The 18,158-nt window shown below is 65.5% G+C and carries 15 protein-coding genes; 1 reads left to right on the top strand and 14 read right to left on the bottom strand.

Annotation, left to right across the window (positions count from 1 at the left end; genetic code table 11):
* The first annotated feature begins 38 nt into the window (after positions 1–38).
* Entirely contained in the window at positions 39–1,082 is a 1,044-nt protein-coding gene (gmd, locus tag F6X37_RS01595; protein ID WP_187610081.1) for a GDP-mannose 4,6-dehydratase, read from the top strand.
* A gap of 42 nt (positions 1,083–1,124) precedes the next feature.
* On the opposite strand, the gene F6X37_RS01600 is transcribed toward gmd, so the two are convergent.
* The 14 genes from F6X37_RS01600 to F6X37_RS01665 form a co-directional block, all read right to left on the bottom strand.
* Positions 1,125–1,490, bottom strand: coding sequence for a response regulator (locus tag F6X37_RS01600; RefSeq protein WP_018418019.1), 366 nt, complete (start codon positions 1,488–1,490; stop codon positions 1,125–1,127).
* Between the two features lie 31 nt (positions 1,491–1,521).
* Positions 1,522–2,508 (bottom strand): chemotaxis protein CheX, encoded by a 987-nt coding sequence (locus tag F6X37_RS01605; protein ID WP_187610082.1) that lies wholly within the window; start codon positions 2,506–2,508, stop codon positions 1,522–1,524.
* A gap of 33 nt (positions 2,509–2,541) precedes the next feature.
* A complete protein-coding gene (locus tag F6X37_RS01610; RefSeq protein ID WP_090804836.1) occupies positions 2,542–3,081 on the bottom strand; it encodes a hypothetical protein in 540 nt (179 codons plus the stop codon).
* A complete protein-coding gene (locus F6X37_RS37555) occupies positions 3,078–3,809 on the bottom strand; it encodes a methyl-accepting chemotaxis protein (RefSeq protein WP_187610083.1) in 732 nt (243 codons plus the stop codon). The genes F6X37_RS01610 and F6X37_RS37555 overlap by 4 nt, the downstream gene beginning before the upstream one ends.
* A 37-nt stretch (positions 3,810–3,846) precedes the next feature.
* Positions 3,847–6,225 carry an ATP-binding protein gene (locus F6X37_RS01620; protein ID WP_187610084.1) on the bottom strand — a complete coding sequence of 793 codons (2,379 nt, stop codon included), beginning with the start codon at positions 6,223–6,225 and terminating at the stop codon, positions 3,847–3,849.
* Positions 6,226–6,556: 331 nt separating this feature from the next.
* Entirely contained in the window at positions 6,557–7,723 is a 1,167-nt protein-coding gene (locus F6X37_RS01625) for a glycosyltransferase family 4 protein (protein ID WP_187610085.1), read from the bottom strand.
* A gap of 76 nt (positions 7,724–7,799) precedes the next feature.
* Positions 7,800–9,029, bottom strand: a complete 1,230-nt coding sequence (locus tag F6X37_RS01630) for a glycosyltransferase family 4 protein (RefSeq protein WP_187610086.1) — start codon at positions 9,027–9,029, stop codon at positions 7,800–7,802.
* A complete protein-coding gene (locus tag F6X37_RS01635; RefSeq protein ID WP_187610087.1) occupies positions 9,026–10,528 on the bottom strand; it encodes a glucose-6-phosphate isomerase in 1,503 nt (500 codons plus the stop codon). The genes F6X37_RS01630 and F6X37_RS01635 overlap by 4 nt, the downstream gene beginning before the upstream one ends.
* A 3-nt stretch (positions 10,529–10,531) precedes the next feature.
* Complete coding sequence (locus F6X37_RS01640; protein WP_187610088.1) at positions 10,532–11,692, bottom strand: glycosyltransferase family 4 protein; 1,161 nt, start codon at positions 11,690–11,692, stop codon at positions 10,532–10,534.
* Positions 11,689–12,630: a glycosyltransferase family 2 protein gene (locus F6X37_RS01645; protein ID WP_187610089.1), complete on the bottom strand. Its 942-nt coding sequence runs from the start codon at positions 12,628–12,630 to the stop codon at positions 11,689–11,691. Before F6X37_RS01645 ends, F6X37_RS01640 begins: the two co-directional genes overlap by 4 nt.
* Positions 12,631–12,686: 56 nt before the next feature.
* On the bottom strand, positions 12,687–14,885 hold the full coding sequence (locus F6X37_RS01650) for a polysaccharide biosynthesis tyrosine autokinase (protein ID WP_184066711.1): 2,199 nt from the start codon (positions 14,883–14,885) through the stop codon (positions 12,687–12,689).
* Between the two features lie 136 nt (positions 14,886–15,021).
* Positions 15,022–16,227 carry a polysaccharide biosynthesis/export family protein gene (locus F6X37_RS01655; RefSeq protein WP_187610090.1) on the bottom strand — a complete coding sequence of 402 codons (1,206 nt, stop codon included), beginning with the start codon at positions 16,225–16,227 and terminating at the stop codon, positions 15,022–15,024.
* Positions 16,221–16,676, bottom strand: a complete 456-nt coding sequence (locus tag F6X37_RS01660) for an exopolysaccharide biosynthesis protein (protein WP_090804816.1) — start codon at positions 16,674–16,676, stop codon at positions 16,221–16,223. The genes F6X37_RS01655 and F6X37_RS01660 overlap by 7 nt, the downstream gene beginning before the upstream one ends.
* A 33-nt stretch (positions 16,677–16,709) precedes the next feature.
* A complete protein-coding gene (locus F6X37_RS01665; protein ID WP_187610091.1) occupies positions 16,710–18,155 on the bottom strand; it encodes a UDP-glucose dehydrogenase family protein in 1,446 nt (481 codons plus the stop codon).
* Between the last annotated feature and the right edge of the window lie 3 nt (positions 18,156–18,158).

An 18,158-nucleotide genomic window follows, 5' to 3' on the forward strand; every position in this document is an offset into this window, starting at 1 on the left:
TTCCGTTCTCTTTTCTCTCACAAACTAGAAGGCAAGCTATGAGCCAACCACGCAAAGCGATTATCACCGGCGTATCCGGACAGGACGGCGCCTATCTGACCCGGCTGCTGCTCGACAAGGGCTATCACGTGACCGGCACCTACCGGCGCACGAGTTCGGTCAACTTCTGGCGCATGCGTGAGCTTGGCGTGCTCGATCATCCGAATCTGCGTCTCGTCGAACACGACCTCACCGACCTCGGCTCGACGCTGCGCCTGCTCGACGGCACGCAGGCCGACGAGCTGTACAACCTCGCCGCGCAGAGCTTCGTCGGCGTGTCGTTCGACCAGCCGGTGACCACCGCCGAAGTGACCGGCGTCGGCGCGCTGAATCTGCTCGAAGGCCTGCGTATCCTGAGCCCGAAGACACGCTTCTACCAGGCGTCGACCTCCGAGATGTTCGGCCTCGTGCAGGCGGTGCCGCAACGCGAAAGCACGCCGTTCTATCCGCGCAGCCCGTATGGCGTCGCGAAGCTGTTCGCGCACTGGTCGACGATCAACTATCGCGAGTCGTACGACCTGTTCGCGAGCAGCGGCATTCTGTTCAATCACGAATCGCCGCTACGTGGCCGCGAATTCGTCACGCGCAAGATCACCGACACGGTCGCGAAGATCAAGCTCGGCAAGCAGGACGTGCTCGAACTCGGCAACCTGAGCGCGCAGCGCGACTGGGGCTTCGCACTCGAATACGTCGAGGGCATGTGGCGCATGCTGCAGGCCGACGCGCCCGACACCTTCGTGCTCGCGACCGGCCGCACCGAAACGGTTCGCGATTTCGTGCGCATGGCGTTCACGGCGGCCGGTTATCAGCTGGAATGGTCGGGCAAGGACGAGCGCGAGACCGGCATCGACGTCGCGACCGGCAAGACGCTCGTGCGCGTCAATCCGAAGTTCTATCGGCCGGCCGAAGTGGACCTGCTGATCGGCTGCGCGGACAAGGCGCGCGACACGCTCGGCTGGCAACCGCAAACCTCGCTCGAACAGCTTTGCCAGATGATGGTGCAGGCGGACATCGCGCGCAACGAGCACCACGAGACGTTCTAACCCGGCATCCGTGTGCGGCGGCGCTCGCCGCACACTGCCCCGTCAACCCGCCAGTTTCCGGAACGTCTCCAGCACCGCATCGCCCTTGAACGGCTTGACGATCCAGCCCTTCACGCCGGCGGCCTTGCCGCGCTCCTTCATCGCGGGGCTGCTTTCGGTCGTCAGCATGATCACGTTGACGGTCTTGTTCGCGAGTTCGCCGCGGATTTTTTCGACCATCGTCAGGCCGTCCATATTCGGCATGTTCACGTCGCTGACGATCAGGCGGATATTCGAATCCGTTTTCAGCTTCGCAAGGCCATCCTTGCCGTCGATGGCCGTCGCGACGTCGAGACCGTTTTTCGCCAGAAAACCCGCGACTTCATCGCGTACCGTGCTCGAATCGTCCACCACCAGAATCTTTGCCATCACCATTCCCTTGCGTCACCGACGCGTCGTATCAAAGCAGATCGAGTTCGCCGGACTCGACGAGATCGTCGACATCCACCGCGTTTTCAGAAAAATCTTCGGGTGACCGGCTCAGGTTGAAAACGAAGCGCTGGTCGATCGATACCGACTGTCCGCTCGCGGCGTCGCTCAATCGATATTGAAACCGCAACTGCGGATTGTCCGAGCCGAACGAGATGTAGCGATGCTTGTGATTGACCAGCAGTGGCACCTGCACCTGCACCTGACTTGCATCGCGAGCGTTCTGCTGACCGAGGAAGCGGTCCTTGAATGCCCCCCAGATCAGATTGGTCAATTCGCCGAGCACGTCGTTCAGATCGCGAAAGCCCGGTTGCCCCGCGCCCATGCCGGGGTCGCGTGCCGCGCGATCGCGATCGATCATGCCGAGCAGCGGCTCCTCTTCGGCCTGCATCAACATATAGCCGCGACACCAACTGCCTTCGAGCGGAATCAGGCTGAAGACCTCGCCGAAGATGATTCGATCGCGCACGATACTGGGCGTGTCGCGTTGCACCGTGACGCCGTCGAACAACGTGGCGAGCCGCGCTTGCGTGATCTCCGCGATACCGCGCACGAGCGCGTTCGGGAAGTCGAGGCTGAAGATGTATCGATCGACGGCTTCACGCAGCGCCGTCAGATCGGCGGCATTGAAATGCGCGCATGCCGCGTTCGTCAACGGCTTCGGAAGCCGTTCGAGCGGCGCGTGGCCGCTCGAACGCAGGATCACCGGCAGTTCGGGGCGCAAGGCATTGATGCGCGCGGCGCTCGTCGCCGCCTGCTCGACCGATCCGCCGTAGTGATCCGCCAGCAGAACGCCGCCGAGATCGATATTGGTGGCCAGTACCGAGCCGAGGCGGTTGCTGTCGCGCACCTTCAGTGCGATCAGGTTGTGTTCGTCGAAAAAGAGCTTCAGAGCTTGCGCGTGTGCCGGACAGTCGTCGAGCACGAGCAGCTTGCTGACGGGCTTGCTGGTATTCATCGTGTTTCAGTCTGCGAATGCAGCGTTGAGGGGCTAGAAAAGTTCGAGCTCGCCTTCGGCTTCGTCGGCCGTGGCGAGTTCAGCCTTGAAATCGAGGGGCGCCTGCGCGCATAGACATAGCGTGACACCCAGCCGGGCCGCACCGCCGATCGTCAGCTCGTACGCCCACACGTGATCGGGCCGCAACTCGTCCAGATACTCGACACAGGCGCTGTTCAATTCATACGGCGTCGACATGCCAAGATCGGGGAAATGATTGACCAGTTGCTGGTTCATGTAGCCGCAGCACAGGTTGCCGAGTTCCATCAGCGTTTCCGACAGCGAACGCGTCGTGTCGCCGCTGGCGTAGTAGGCGTGCGTCGCGTCGTCCTTGCCGAAATGCAGCACGAACAGCAGACGAAAGCCGATCGACGAGATCGTCAACGCCATCGCGCAAGGTCCGGCCGGATGATCGCGATCCCACCTCGGCACCGCCGTGATCTCGCACGAATCGCCCGGCGTCGCGGGCAATCTCGCGCGGGCCGCGTGACAGAAGATGTCCGCGATGCTTTGCTTCGCCTGATCGGTAATCACGCCGCGGCCTGCTCGAGCCGGGATTGGAACTGGGTCGCCAGCACTTCGACGCCGCCGAGCGACGCCGTGATCATCTTGCCGCCGGCCTGGATGTCCTGGAACGTCGCCGCCGTCGTCAGGTCGTTGCGATGCAGGCTCTCGCGATAGCTCTTCGACAACTCCTGCGAGCGCGACGCCAGCGAGCGCACTTCGCCCGCGACGATCGAAAAGCCGCGACCCGCGCTGCCGGCGCGCGCCGCTTCGATTGACGCATTCAGCGAAACGATCAGCACGTGCTGCACGATCGCCGACAGCTCCTGGTTCTTCTTGTGCATGTCGCGGTTCTGCGACATCAGCGAAATCATCTGCTCGTGCCAACGCTCGAACGTGATGGTCAGCGTCTTCAAACGGCCCGCCTCGTGCGCGATCCGCGTCGCATGCTGCAGCCATTCGTCGCTTCGCGAACTCGCGGCGTCGAGCGACGCCTGCAACGCTTCGCGATCGTGCGCGCACTGCCCGGCTTGCGCGCGCAGATCGGCGAGCATAGACTCCAGTGCGGCGCGCTCGCTGTTGGCCTGCTCGCCGAGCCGGACCGCCGCGTCGAGTTGCTGCTCGAGGGCCTGCCGCGCGAGCGCGTCGACACGCTGCGCCTGCGCACCCGCGCGAAGCTTCCGACGATAAAAAATTCCCGTCGCGAGTGCGCAGAGAATACCGCCAACGCCTGCGGCCAAAAGATAACTTTCAAGCACAACCTGCTCCCATCGCTTCGTTCAATCCATCAGGCCGTCAGCCTGCTACCGCATCCGCGTCACGCTCGCGCGCTGCATCGGCGGACGCGTCGAGACTGTCCACCGCCCAGTCCTCGGGGAACGACACGACGGTCTGAAAGCGGCGATAGTCCGCGCCGCGACGATCGTCGGTGAAACGCAATTCGATGCGGCCATGCTCGCGCCGCACGAAATCGCGCACGGCATCCATGCCGACGCCGCGGCCCGAAATCTCGCTGACGGTCTGCGCGGTCGAGAAGCCGGAACGGAAAATCATCTCGGCAATCGCTTCGTCGCTGAGCGCGGCATCGGCGTCGATCCAGCCGCGTTCGATCGCGGCCCCACGGATTTTCGCGAGCGCGAGACCGCGGCCGTCGTCGCTGATGGTGATCTGCAGCGCTCGATGGTCGATGCCCACTTCCAGTTCGATGACGCCGGCCGCGTCCTTGCCGTTCGCGACACGCTCGGCGGCAGGCTCGATGCCGTGGTCGACCGAGTTGCGCAGCAGGTGCGTGAACACATTGCGCAGCGTATGGCTGACCTCGCTGCGCACGCGGTAGCCGTTGTTGTCGATGCTGACGACCGGCGCCTCCTTGCCGAGTTCGGCCGCCAGAGACGGCAGCGAGTCGAGCACGCCCGCGAGCGCTTCGTAGATCGATTCGGTGCCCAACAGACGCAGTTCGCGCTGCAACGATTCGCGCATCGCCACGAGCGCGTCCCGGTCGGCCGGATCGGCGCTTTCGAGCAGATCCAGCTGCTTCTGGATCAACTCGCGATCGACCATCAGGTAGCGATCCACCGCGCCGCTCTGGCCCGGCCCCTTGCGGCCGAGGCTCACTTCGTTGATCGTCGCGTAGGTTTCGAGCGCGGCCTTCACGCGCTGCAGATCCTCGATCAGAAGCTGCTGGTCCCACGCTTCGCTGCTGTCAGCGCGGCGCAATGCGTCGTAGCGCTGTTCGGTTTCGTGGACGATGCCGGTCAGATGCTGAAGGCTGTACGTGCGCGCATTGCCCTTGACCGTGTGCATGTTGCGGAACAGCTCGGCGACGGCTTCGTGACTCGGCTCGTGATGCTGACGGATGATTCGTTCGTTCTCGCTGATGAAGCCCGTCGCGCTTTCGACGAAGTGATGGAACTTCTCCTGACTCACCGCGAGAATCTCGCCGATCATTTCCAGCCGGCGCTTCTGTTCGCCGGCCTCGGCGGCGAGCGCGCGCAGTTCGGTCACGTCGCGCACGCACAGCATCAAACGCAGCACGACGTCGTGTTCGTCGGTGATCGCCGACCAGCTCAGGTCGAGCGTCTTCACGCGGCCATCGGCCATCGGCCTGGCGATCTCGTTGACGAGCAGGTGCTGATTGAACTCGAAGTTCATGCTGTCTTCACCGATGCATGCCTGCAGCGCCGCTTCGATCTGTGAGAGCGCATCGCTGTTGATCTCGGTGCCGCCGAACACCAGATCGAGCAACGGACGGCCCGCAATCTCGCGCGTCTCGAAGATGGCCTCGAGATAGGCGGAGTACTCCGGATGCACGACCACGCCTTCGACCACCGTCAGAATCCCCTGCTGCATGTTTTGCAGCATCGCCTGGATATCGGCGGTCTTCTGCTTCAGTTGCAGCGAGCTTTGCTGGATCTTCTCGATCATGCCGTTGAACGCGACGATCGAATGACCGATCTCGTCCATGCGTCCGACCGGCACGCGGCGCGTGAAGTCCTGGCTCGCCGCGATCTCGCTCATCTCCACCTGCATGCGGCTCAGCGGCCGGGTGATCTGGCGATACAGCAGCGCGCTGATCAGCAACAGCACGACGATGGCCGCGCCGGTCGCGGCGCCGATCGCCGTCGTCGTGGTGGCGAGCGCGCTGTTCAGTTCGTCGATCGCGGCATCTTTCTGGCGGTTCTTTTCGATCCGCAGCGTCTCGACGATGCCTTCGAGTTCATCGCGGTATTGCGCGACGTTCGCGAACAGATAGGCCTGCGCCAGTTCGTTCTTGCCGTCGGCCTTCATCTTCGCGGTGTCGTTGACCGCGTTGAAATAATTCGCGAGGCTGTCGCGCGCCTGGCTCACGAGCCCGGTTTGGGCCTGACCTTGCGCGGCCTTCGCCTGCACGTCGAGCGCCGCCTGCAACGACGCTTCCTTGCTCTTCAGCAGGTCTTGAGCCTGCGAGACCATGTTCGCGTCAGGCGCATAGACGAGCGTCATCATCGCGAGCTGCACGTCCTTGACCTGCGATACGAGGTCTGCCGACGCGAGCGCGCTCGGCACGACGCCCTGGGTGACCTGCCTGACGTTGGCGGCGCTGTTGCGGGTCTGAAGCACGGCGTATCCGCCAATGGCGGATAGCGCGACAAGCATCAGAATGACGAGAAGCGTGATGCGGTGGCGGATGGTCATCTGAAAATCCCCGAGATCTGAAAATACAAGGTCCCCGCTTTCTGGCGGGACGCCCGTGTGTTTTTGTACTTTCGGGCGCGGGGATTATCGTCGCGGATGTGTGACGTAAACGTGACGAAGTCGACGCCGGGCGCCACGTTTCAGGGATTTGAAAAAATAAGGTCGGAAAATCGCGGCCAAGGGCTGATCCGGGCTCAAGTTCAACAGGAAAGTGCCGTTATTGGTGGCCTGTTTGTTTTGCCGGTCTTGCGGCGACATGAACGCGAGGCCCGAACGCAGCGATCCGAGCCTCGCCCCTTTTTTCATTCGATTGAACCGCCGCCGCTGCGCTTCAATGCAGCACGCTTCCCGCAATCGCTTCGGCATACACCGCCGCGACCCGCTTCGCGATCACCGCGTTATCGAAGCGTTCGCGCGCATAGCGGCGGCATGCATCCGCATCGGGCAACTTCAGCGTACCGTTCAGCGCGCCGGCGAGACCCGCGGCGATCGCAGCTGCGCCGGTCTCCGGCAACACCAGATCGGCCGACAATCCCGCCACCGCCTCGGGCAATCCGCCGACCGGCGTCACCAGCACCGGCGTGCCCGACGCAAGCGATTCGACCGTGATGAGGCCGAAGCCTTCCAGCGCGACGGTCGGCACGACGCTGATGTTGGCCGCGCGATACAGCGCCGCCAGATGCTGATCGGGCACGAAGCCGAGCAGCTTCACGTTGTGTTCGAGCCCCGCGTCGGCGATGCGCGCCTCCAGCTCACCTTCGAGCCGGCCCTTGCCCGCGATCAGCAGCAGCACGTCGGGCGCGCTGCGTTTGAGCAGCTTCACCGCATCGATCAGATCTTCGAGACCCATGCGCCGCACCAGCCGTCGCACCGCCAGCACGATCGGGCGGTCCTGCGGCAATTGCAGACGCAGACGCGCCTCGGCCTGCGTGATCGGCAGATTGAACTGCTCGACATCGACGCAGCCCGGCACCACGCGCACGCGCTCCGGCGAGATGCCATAGCGCGTCGTGAGAATCTTGCCGAACGCGTCGGATAGGACGATCAACCGCGACGAACGCGCGTATACCGACTGCTCCAGATAACGCTTCGCGCGCTGGCCGAACGAATCGGCGCCTTCGACGTGGCTCTCGTCGGCCCACGGTCCCTGAAAATGCGACACCTGCGGAATGCCGCGCGTCACGTCGAGCCCCGGAAACGTATAGAGCGCGAAGTGCGACGAAATCACATCGGGCCGCGACGTGCGGATTTCGTGGCGTAGCGCGCGGCGTGCCGCCATTAGCCGCAGCGGCAGCGATTGCGCGGCGGGGCCGAAGCCGTTGATCGCGCCACCGGTATCGGCCGCGACTTTCGGCGAGCCGGCGACGACGCCGCGCACCGCGACGCCCGCGCCCGGCAGCGCGCCGACCAGCGAGTAGTACATGCGGTCGAGGCCGCCCGCGCGTTCGGGAAACCAGTGCATCCCGATCTGCAGTGATTTGATTGAGCCAGTCGTCATGATGGTGTGCCCCTGTGTGTTGCTTGCGGTGAGTTGCTATGTGTAGACGTAGACGTGGACGGCGCGCCTCGCGCGGTCATTCCACGCTCTTCTGTCCGGCGAGATGGTTCAGCGTCAGCGCATCGTTCTGCGCGACGACCGTCGCTTCCGTCTGGCTGCGCCGGCGGTTTTCCTGCTGCCCGGCCAGCTGCCGGTACAGCGCGATGTATTGCGCGGCCATGCGCGCCCAGCCAAAGCCGGTCGCGAGTTCGCTCGCGGCTTTGCCCATCGCGTGGCGCGCGCCGTCGTCGCCGGCGAGTTGCGCGACCGCGCGAGCGAGCGCTTGCGGGTCGTCGGGATCGTCCAGCACGATGCCGCACTCGGGCGTGATGATCTCGGCGCCGCCGGCCGTGCGCGCGGTCACGACGGGCAGCCCCGCCGCCATCGCTTCGAGCAGCGACAGACTCATCGCTTCGTAGCGCGACGGGAACACGAACGCGTCGACCGAATGCATCAGCACCGGCATCTCCTTCACGAGCCCGAGAAAATGCACGCGATGCGCGATGCCGAGCGCCTTCGCCTCGTCCGGATACGGGCTGCCCGGCAGAAAGCCGGCCACCGCGATCTGCACATGCTCGGGCAGATGCTTCAACGCGGCGAGCACGGTGCCGAGATTCTTGCGCGGCGTGCGCAGGTCGCCGACGAACAGCAGCAGGAACACATCGTCTGGTAGCTGGAACTTTGCGCGATCGCCGCTCGCCGCCGCGAAGCCCTGCGTGTCGACGCCGTTGTAGATGACGTCCACGCGGTTGCGCGGCGTGAGACCGATCGCGCGGATTTCGTCGGCGACCTTCTGCGACACCGCGGTGATCACCTTCGAGCGCCGGTACGCCCAGCGCTCGAGCAACGCGTTGCAGCGCGTATAGACCGACTGGTACGCGGACCACACGCCCTTCGTGAGACCGAACGGGTAGTACTTGCTCGCGAACCAGCCGCTATGCACGAAATGCGAGGTATTGACGTCGGCGCGCATCCAGGTGATGAAGCCGTTCACGTGCAGCACGTCGTAGTCGCGGCGATGCGCGCGCAGCCACAGTGCGCTCTTCGCCGCGAACACCTGCTGGCGCAGCAGATTGGTGGGCCACCAGCGGCCGATCTTCACCGGCGCCCAGCGCACGTTGGGATGCGCGAGCAGCTCGGGCGCCACGTGCGACGCGACCAGCGTCACGCGGATGTTCTCGTCGAGCGCCGCGCGCGCGATCTCGTGGTTGACGCGCCCCTGGCCGTCGTTATGGCGCACTACGTGCGTGACAATGGCGACTCTCAATCCGTGCCTCCGTGGAGAAATAGCGTGCGTGCGCGGTTCATTTTTTCGTGGTGAACCGCGGAAAGAATCGAAAAAGCGCCCATGAAAAGCAGCAGGCCGCCGGTGCCGACCAGCGAGTTCGTGAACACGAGCATCGCGAAGGTCGCAAGACACAGGCTCAGGCACGCGGAGACGAACTTGTCGTCGCGCAGCCTGAACGAGCCGAGCACCGCGCGCGTCAGCAGCCACACGATGCCGGACATGTACAGCAAGGTGCCGGGCCAGCCGAGCACGAACGGAATGTTCATCACGCCGCTGTCGAAGTTGCCGTACTGGCCGAGCTGGCCGCCGTCGTTGGACAGTTTCGTCGAGGTGCCGGTCGCGCCCATGCCCTCGCCCGAGACGTCGGTAAACGCGGTCTTCGCGAAGCTCGCGTAGAACTCGTTACGCGCCGCGTAGCTCTGGTCGTCGTGCAGATTGACGATCGTGTTTAGCCGCGCCTGCATCCGCTCGGCCACCGGGCCGACCGCCAGCAGCGGCACGCACAAGCCGGCGAGCAGTACCGCGCTCGCGACGATGCGCACGCGCACCTTGTTGTTCGACTTCACGAGCTGGATCAGGAGCGCGATGACCCAGCCTCCCCACGTCGAGCGCACGAGGCTCAGCGCGAACGAGAAGAAGCCGAGCGCGGCGGCGATCCAGCGCACGCGATGCTGCGCGGCCATCACGAACACCATCGCGCCCATCATCGCGAACGCGAACGGGCCCGACGAGTTCATCGTGCTGAACACGCGTACGCCCATCGGCACCGGGTCGCCCTGCGAGTTCATCTGCGAGCCGAGCATCCACAGCGCGTCCCACGGCGGCATGATGAAAAACTGGATCAGGCCGTAGCCGCCCATCACCAGCATCCCCCAGATGAACGTGTTGATGATCGTGTCGCGATACTGCGGATACTGGCGCGTGTGCGCCATGATGTGAAAGCCGATCAGGATCGGATAGAGCCAGTTCGCGAGGTCGTAGGTGGCTGCGAGCGGGCCGCTTGACATCACGCCGATCAGGAACGCGTAGATCAAGCCGAGCAGGATCAGCAGCACCGGCAAACCGCGGCGCTGCGCGAGCAGCCGGTAGTAGCGCAGCAGCGACAGCCCGCTGATCATCGTGACGGCGAGCGGCGCGACCTGGATCAGGCTCGTCGGCGTGAACGCGCCCTTCGACCAGTCGGCGAGACGCCGCACTTCGGGGCTCAGGAACCACAGCCACCACATGAAGCCGATGTAGCGCGCCGGGCTCTTGAAGTAGAGCCACAGACCCGTCAGGATCGCCAGCACCGGGAACGCCAGCGTGAGCACCGTGCCCTGATGCGCGACGATCAGCACCGCGGCGATCAGCCACAGCAGGAGCGGCGGCAGCCATTCTCGCGGGCCGCCTGACAGCAGCCCGCTCGCGGCGTGTTTTGCAGGGCCGGCGTTGGCCGCGCCTGGCGGCGGCAACGGGTTCGCGCGCGGAATCGTCGACATCGCTTATAGGCCTCCGCGCGATTCGCGCCCGGGTGCGGCGGGCTGCGCGTGCGTGGCCGCGCCGGCGTGCGCGCTCGCCTGCCCGCGCGCGCTCAGCATCTCGCGCGTGATCCGCACGTGCTGCATCGCGTAGTGCTGGGTGGTCAGATCGCGCGCGAGCAGACCGGCCGCGGCTGCCTGCGCCTGGCGCAGCGCCTCGCCAGGCTCGGCGGCGAGCCGGTCGAGCGCATCGCGCAGTACCTGCGGATTGAACGGCGGCACGTAGGCCGCTTCGTCGGCGGGAAAATAATCGCGCAGCGCGCCGACGTCGGTCGCGACCATCGGCTTGCCGACCGCCGCCGCTTCGAGCATCACCGTGATACCCGACGCGTGCGAGTTCGGCCGCAGCGGCACGACGATTACATCGGCCCAGTCGTACAGTTCGTGCTGCTTTTTGATGCCGGAAAACAGCGCGATCTCGACATTCGACGCGCGCAGCGACGCGGGAATGCGCCGCCGCGTCGCGAGCTTCACCGTGTAGCGCGGATCGTTGCCGACCGCCTTGATCAGCGTCTCCCAGTCGCGGTCGCGATCGTTGCCGATCGCCGCGATGCGCAGCGGCGTGCGCGGCGTCCACTGCGTCGGCGCGGTGACCGGGAAGTCGCGCGTGTTCAGGCCGTACAGCAGCGGCGTCGCGTCGCGATGGAAATAGCGTTGGCACAACCCGGCGTTTTCGCTAGCGAGTGTGGTCAAGCGATCCGCCCGCGTCAACAGCTTGCGATACAACCAGCTGCGCACGATGCCGTACGACGGCCACTTGTCGAGCAGCCACACGCTTTGCGCGAGCAGCAGCGGCGACGCGCCCGGCCCCGCCTTGCGCCCGCACAGCAGCAGCATCAGCGCGGCGGACAGCCACTCCTGCTCGGTATGCGTCCAGATCACGTCCGAGCGCAGCATCTGCGCGCGATTGCGCCACGTATGGATGAAATCGAAGCCGAGCGCGGCCTTCAGCGCGCGCCGTACGAGCCGCACGGGCCGGCTTTCGCGCGCGTCTTGCGAATAAGTCAGCGCGAATGCTTCGGACTGCGCATGGTGATAACCGTACAGGCAGCCGATATCGTCGCCCTTGCGATAAAAACGCGGATCGGCGCCGTAAAAGAGATGAACGTGAACCTTCGTACTCATGCGGACACTCCGCTCTTCGACAGCGCGCGCCGCGCCTCATGGGCGCCTGCGCGAACCTCGCGCCAGCGCGACAGCTTCAACTGCGCCTGCTTCGACAGCAGCGCGAGCGCCGCATGCGTGAGGCCCGGATAAAGCCGTGTGCCCACCAGCGTCCACCACCACCACGCGGCTTCGCGGCGCAGCGGCGGCAACTGGTCGCGCAGGATCAAATGGAAGTTGAACGCGGCGTTGCGCAGCGCGGCCATCGTCTGCGCGTCGCGTTTGTCGTCGTCGAAACGCTCGGCCGGGAAATGATCGACCGCGATCTGCGGGTCGTACACGAGCTTCCAGCCCGCGTTTTTCACCGCGAGGCTGAACGCCATGTCGTTGTGCACCTGCGCGCCCGCGCCGCGCAGACGCGCGTCGAAGCGGATCGTGCGCACCGCTTCGCGCCGGTAGCTCATGTTGGCGCCCTTCAGGATGTCGACCTCGCGCGCCGCACCGACACCCAGATGATGATTGCCGATGATCTTGCCGTGTGCGGTGACCTTGCCGACCAGCGGCCGCTCGCCGTCGAGCACCCGGCCTTTTTCGTGCACCCAGTCGCGCCCGCCCAGCGCGCCGAGGCGCGCATCGGCTTCGAACGCGGCCGCGATGCGCTCGACCCAGTCGCGGCGCGGCGCGGCGTCGTCGTCGGTGATCGCGATCACGTCGCCGCTCGCGGCGTCGAGCCCGCGATTCAGGGCCGCGACCTGGCCGGGTATGTCGACCGGCGCGATCACGAGCGGCAGGCGGCCGCCCGTGGACGGATCGCGCAGGCACGCATGGGTCGCGTCGTCGTCGACGCGCGCGACCACGATCACTTCGTCGGGCGCGCGCGATTGCCGCTCGAGCGCCGCGAGGCAGCGAGCCAGATCGGCCGGGCGGCGATAAGTCGGTACCAGTACCGTCAGTTTCATCGTGATCTCCTCTGTTCCTGTCGTGCAGAAGTCGGTGCTGGAGTGCGGAGTCCGCGTCACGTGCTCAGGTATGCCTGAGTCGCCGCGTAGCCGCGGTCGTAGCCGACCCGCGAGCGCGCCGGCATGCCGTTGAAGATGCCGCCCTGCACGTGGACGCCCGCCGAGCGCAGGCGTTTCAGCGCATCGGCCAGCTCGAGCTCGCTGTGCATGCCCGAGCGCATCACGAAGAACGTCGAGCCCGCATACGCGCCGATGATCGACGCATCGGTCACCGCGAGCACCGGCGGCGTGTCGATCAGGATCACGTCGTAGCGCTTCGCGAGGCCGTCGAGATACTGCGGCAGACGCGGCGACATCAGCAGCTCGGACGGATTCGGCGGACGGCGGCCGCACGAAATGAAGCTCAGGCCCTCGATGCTCGAACCGCGAATCGCTTCCTCCAGCGAGATCTGGCCGCTCAGCAGCTCGGACAGGCCGTTTTCCTGCAAGCCGCCCACGTAACGTTCGAGCGTGCCGCGCCGCATGTCGCCGTCGATCAGCAACACGCGCTTGCCCGAATGGGCGAGCAGCATCGCCAGGTTCACGCTGAGGAAGCTCTTGCCGACGCCGGCCATCGGCCCCGTCAGCATCACGATGCGGTTGCGCGCGTCCATCAGCGTGAACTGCATCGCGGTGCGCAGGCTGCGCAGACTTTCGATCGTCACGTCCTTCGGCCGCGCGTTCGCAAGCACCGGACGCAGCCGTTCGCCGCCCCGCGCATAGCTGTTTTCGAGCTGCACCTGCTCGGCGCTTTGCGGCACGAGGCCGAACACCGGCAGATGGAACGCGCGCTCGACGTGATCGGGGTCGTCGATGCCCTTGAACAGATTGCGGCGCAGGAACACGAAACCGGTGCCCGCGATCAGCCCGAGAATCACGGCCGCCGAGATGATCAGCATCTTCTTCGGCTTGACCGGCGCGCCGGGGCGCAGCGCGGCGTCGACGATATGGACGTTGCCGCCGGTGCCCGCCTTCTGCACCGACAGCTCCTGCACGCGATTGAGCAGCAGCACGTAAATGTCTTCGGCCACCTTCGCGTCGCGCTGCAACTGCACGGCCTTCACTTCGGTGGCCGGCAGATTGCGGAAGCGGTCCGCGTATTTGGTGCGCTGCGCCTGCAGCTCGGCCATCTGCTGACGCGCGGCGACGAGCGTCGGATGGTCGTCGCCGTAGCGCTCGGCGAGCTGCGTCATCTGCAGACGCAACGCGGCGATCTGCTGCTCGTATTGCACGCTGCCTTCGAGGTAGACCTTCGCCTCGTCGCTCGCGTTGATCGAGCCGGACTGACGTTGATAAGCGGTCAGCGCGGCCTCCGCGCGTTCGAGATCGGCCTTCAGGCGCGGCTCCTCGCTCTTCAGGAAGTCGAGCATCCTGCTCGCGTCGGCCTGCTTGTTCGACACGTGCTCGCGCAGATACGACTGCGCGAGCGCATTGGCGACGAGCGCCGCATGCTCGGGACTCTTGTCCTCCAGCGAGATCTGGATCACGCCGGTCTGCTTGCCCTGCTCCTGCACCGTGATCGCCGACTGGAACGCGGTGATCGCATCGAGATCGTTCGAGCGCACGACGGTGAACTCCTGCCCGGGGCGCGCGATCAGCGTGTTGACGACCATCGTCACGCCCCCGCCCTGCGCCTGCTGCCCGACCTGGCCGCGCAGCAGCAGCGAGCCGTTCGGCGCGAACAGTTCATAGTGCTGCGCGTCGATCACGCGCAGCAGCAGCTTCTCGCCTTCGAGCGACGGCGTCACGTCGATCGAATCGACGTCGACTTTTTCTCCGCCCCATGCGTAGGACGTGAGCCCCAGCCACGCGCGCGCGGGCTGGCCCGGCGTCGCGAGGCGCGCGGCGATGCTGCCGAGCAGCGGGATCGTCTTCGGCGTAACGCTGAAGTTCAGCTTCAGCTGCTGCACGACCGGCGCGACCACGCCACGGCTCTTGATGATTTCGATCTCGGCGTCGGTCGGCAGCGACGTCGAGCCGCTGGTGATCGCGGCGCCGGTCTGCGTTTGCGTGAGCGCCTGCGACATGCTGTCGGACTGCTCGACGCGCACGTGCGCATCGGCCGAATAAGTCGGCTTGGCGAGGTAGCAGTACGCGACCGCCATCGCGACGATGATCGCGGTGATCGCGAGCAGCCACCAGATGTCGTCGAGGATCACCTGCACCAGTTGCCCGAGGACGACGTCTTCTTCTTCGGTCTTGATCGGACCAGCCATGTGTGGAGAGAGTTGATTGCTCACTGTTCCATCCCGTGTCGTTGGCTTCGGCTTTCGCGTCAGCGGTACTTCTGCTTTCGTTGCACGTCCCGCACCGCCCGGACAACAGCGGCGCGGGACGTTACAGGCCAAACGTTCAGCGCGTCAGCTGCTTCAGATAGAACAGCGTCTGCACGCTCGGCAGCACCTGCTGCAACACACGGTTGAACGTGGTCGACGCGGCGGTGCCCACGTACACGACGTCGAGCGGCTGCAACTGGAACTGCGAGGACAGCATGATCGAGTCCGGCTGCGTCATGTCGAGGCGGAACACCTCGGGCGTGGTCGGATGCTCGCGCATGCCGCGCATCACGTAGATCTGGCGCGGATTGGCGTCGGTGTTGAGGATGCCGCCCCCTTGCGTGAGCGCGTCGGCGATCGTCATGCGGCCGCGCGCGATCGGCACCTGGATCGGCGTCTTCACTTCGCCCAGCACGAAGATGCGGCTGTCGGTGCGGTCCGGCACGTTGACCACGTCGCCGTTCTGCAGCATCACGTCCTGGGTGGTATCGCCCTGATCGAGCATGCGATCGGCATTGAGCACATAGAGCTTGTGGTTGCGCGTGAGTCGCACGCGCTGGATGTCGGCGTCCGGGTTCGTGCCGCCCGAGCGCGTGATCGCGTCGACCAGCTTCAGCGGCACGTCGCTGACCGCGAGCGGTCCCGGCTGCTTCACTTCGCCCGTGACCTGCACCTTCTGGCTGCGATACGACAGCACGCGCACGTCGACCTGCGGATTGCGGATATATGGCACGAGGCGGGCGGCGAGCTGATCGCGCAGCTCGGTCGTGGTCTTGCCCGCGGCCTGGATGCGGCCGACGAACGGGAAAAAGATCGTGCCGTCGGCGGCGATGGTCTGGCCGTACGGATCGGCCTGGCCCGGCAGCGCGGCCGTATACGGCTGCTGCAACGCACCCGCGATCGTCTGCGTGGTATTGCCGCCCGAGGACAAGGTACTGCCCTGCGGCGTGGTCAGCTCGGGGTGATCCCACACGGTGATGCCGAGAATGTCCTGCGGCGCGAGATGGTACACGTACAGCGACGGATCGGACAGCGCCGCTGGCGGCAACGGCTGGATTCTCGCGGCGGCGGCTTGCGCCTGCGCCATGATCAGGTTCGCGTCGATCAGATGGACCGGATAGGTTTCGCTCGGCGCCTGATCGTTGTCCTTGAGCCGCGACGTGTCGAGGTAATTGCCCGGTGCGGTCGCGCAGGCCGACAAAAACGATGTCAGCAGAAGTGAGGCGGCGAGCTTCGTGCGCAAGCTCGCGAATGAGTTTTCGATGCGGGGTTTCTTCAGCATATTTTTTTCAGCCATCCCATGACCAGATGTTCGATGAGCACGAGACTCTCCCTGTATTCGTCTTCCGCGCCGCCGTGCGGATCGGCGACGTCCGAATCGGCTTCCCACTTGCCGAGCGGATAGACCTTGCCGCGCGCGGACGGATCGAGCGCTTCGACCTCGCTCACCTGCGCGCGCTCGGTCACCAGCACGAGATCGGCCGCGCGCACGAGCGAGCGCTCGAGGCGCCGCGCGTGGTGAACGCCAGCCGCGACGCCGCGCTCTTCGAGCAGGCGCCGCATCACCGGGTCCATGCCGTGGCCGTTCACCGCACGAATGCCCGCCGAATGAAACGCGATAGGTGCGGCCCCCGAGCGCGGCGCGCGCGCCTGGCTCGCCTTGAACAGCATCTCGGCGGCGGGCGAGCGGCACACGTTGGCGTGGCACACGATCAGAACGTTGTCGAACATGGCGGACTCTCTCGCGCGGCGATCGCGGTGGCTTCAGCGGCCGGAGGCTGCCGTCGCGGCGAGGTCCGCCACCTGCATCGAACCTTTCGCGCCGACACGCGCCGGCGCGTTGCGCAACGCATGCCGCCGGCCGATCGCGTGATACTCGATGCCGAGTTCGAGCAGCACGTCCGGCTCGTACAGATTGCGGCCATCGAAGATCAGCGGCGTCTTCAGCATGCGCTTCAGCGCATCGAAATCTGGACTCTTGAAGACCTTCCATTCGGTCAGGATCACGAGCGCATCGACGCCGCTCGCCGCTTCCATCTCTTCACTCACGAACGAAAGTCGCGCATGCTGCTGCGGCACGTCCTTCAGATCGAGCGCGAGCACGCGCCGCGCTTCGTCGATCGAGACCGGGTCGTAGGCCTTCACGCGCGCGCCGCGGCCCAGCAGCCCGGCGATCAGCTCGCGGCTCGGCGCCGCGCGCATGTCGTCGGTGTTCGGCTTGAACGCGAGACCCCAGACGCCGAACGTGCGGTCCGACAGATCCTCGCCGAGACGCGCGACGATCTTCTGCGCGAGGATCTGCTTCTGCGCATCGTTGACCGCTTCCACCGCTTCGAGAATGCGCAGGTTCGCGTTGTGATCGGCCGCGATGCGGATCAGCGCCTGCACGTCCTTCGGAAAACAGGAGCCGCCATAGCCGCAACCCGCGTAGAGGAAGTCATAGCCGATGCGCGGATCGGAACCGATGCCGCGGCGCACCGCCTCGATATCCGCGCCGACGCGATCGGCCAGATTCGCGAGCTCGTTCATGTACGAGATGCGCGTCGCGAGCATCGCGTTGGCCGCGTACTTGGTGAATTCGGCCGAACGCACGTCCATATACAGCGTGCGCTCGCGATTGCGGTTGAACGGCGCATACAGGCGCTTCATCAGTTCGCGCGCCTTTTCGCCGGGCACGTCCTCGTCGCAGCCGAGCACGATGCGATCGGGCCGCGTGAAGTCTTCGACGGCCGCGCCCTCCTTCAGGAACTCCGGATTCGACACGACCGAGAACATCGGCTCGACGCCGCGCGCGGCCAGCTCGGCGGCCACCACTTCGCGCACGCGCGATGCGGTGCCGACCGGCACCGTCGATTTATCGACGATCACCTTGAAGCCGGTCATATGGCGGCCGATGTTGCGCGCGGCCGCGAGCACGTATTGCAGATCGGCGGAACCGTCTTCGTCGGCCGGCGTGCCGACCGCGATGAACTGGATGTCGCCGTGCGCGACCGCGGCCTCGACGTCGGTGGAGAACGTCAGGCGCCTGGCGCGGCGATTGCGCGCGATGATCTCCTGCAGCCCCGGCTCGTGGATCGGCACGCCGCCGTTGTTGAGCACGTCGATCTTGCGCGCGTCGACGTCGAGACAGAACACGTCGTGGCCGATGTCGGCCAGACACGCGCCGGTCACGAGGCCGACATAGCCGCTACCGATGATCGTCAGGTTCATGGA

The organism is Paraburkholderia sp. 31.1 (genome assembly GCF_014397645.1).
Taxonomy (GTDB): Bacteria; Pseudomonadota; Gammaproteobacteria; order Burkholderiales; family Burkholderiaceae; genus Paraburkholderia; species Paraburkholderia tuberum.

Bases quoted from the DNA above. Each gene is read 5' to 3' on its own strand.
- F6X37_RS01660 (WP_090804816.1), bottom strand. From the start codon at position 16,676: ATGTTCGACAACGTTCTGATCGTGTGCCACGCCAACGTGTGCCGCTCG.
- F6X37_RS01655 (WP_187610090.1), bottom strand. From the start codon at position 16,227: ATGCTGAAGAAACCCCGCATCGAAAACTCATTCGCGAGCTTGCGCACG.
- F6X37_RS01625 (WP_187610085.1), bottom strand. From the start codon at position 7,723: ATGACGACTGGCTCAATCAAATCACTGCAGATCGGGATGCACTGGTTT.
- F6X37_RS01605 (WP_187610082.1), bottom strand. From the start codon at position 2,508: ATGAATACCAGCAAGCCCGTCAGCAAGCTGCTCGTGCTCGACGACTGT.
- F6X37_RS01665 (WP_187610091.1), bottom strand. From the start codon at position 18,155: ATGAACCTGACGATCATCGGTAGCGGCTATGTCGGCCTCGTGACCGGC.
- F6X37_RS01640 (WP_187610088.1), bottom strand. From the start codon at position 11,692: ATGAGTACGAAGGTTCACGTTCATCTCTTTTACGGCGCCGATCCGCGT.
- F6X37_RS01620 (WP_187610084.1), bottom strand. From the start codon at position 6,225: ATGACCATCCGCCACCGCATCACGCTTCTCGTCATTCTGATGCTTGTC.
- F6X37_RS01645 (WP_187610089.1), bottom strand. From the start codon at position 12,630: ATGAAACTGACGGTACTGGTACCGACTTATCGCCGCCCGGCCGATCTG.
- F6X37_RS01650 (WP_184066711.1), bottom strand. From the start codon at position 14,885: ATGGCTGGTCCGATCAAGACCGAAGAAGAAGACGTCGTCCTCGGGCAA.
- F6X37_RS01600 (WP_018418019.1), bottom strand. From the start codon at position 1,490: ATGGCAAAGATTCTGGTGGTGGACGATTCGAGCACGGTACGCGATGAA.
- F6X37_RS01635 (WP_187610087.1), bottom strand. From the start codon at position 10,528: ATGTCGACGATTCCGCGCGCGAACCCGTTGCCGCCGCCAGGCGCGGCC.
- gmd (WP_187610081.1), top strand. From the start codon at position 39: ATGAGCCAACCACGCAAAGCGATTATCACCGGCGTATCCGGACAGGAC.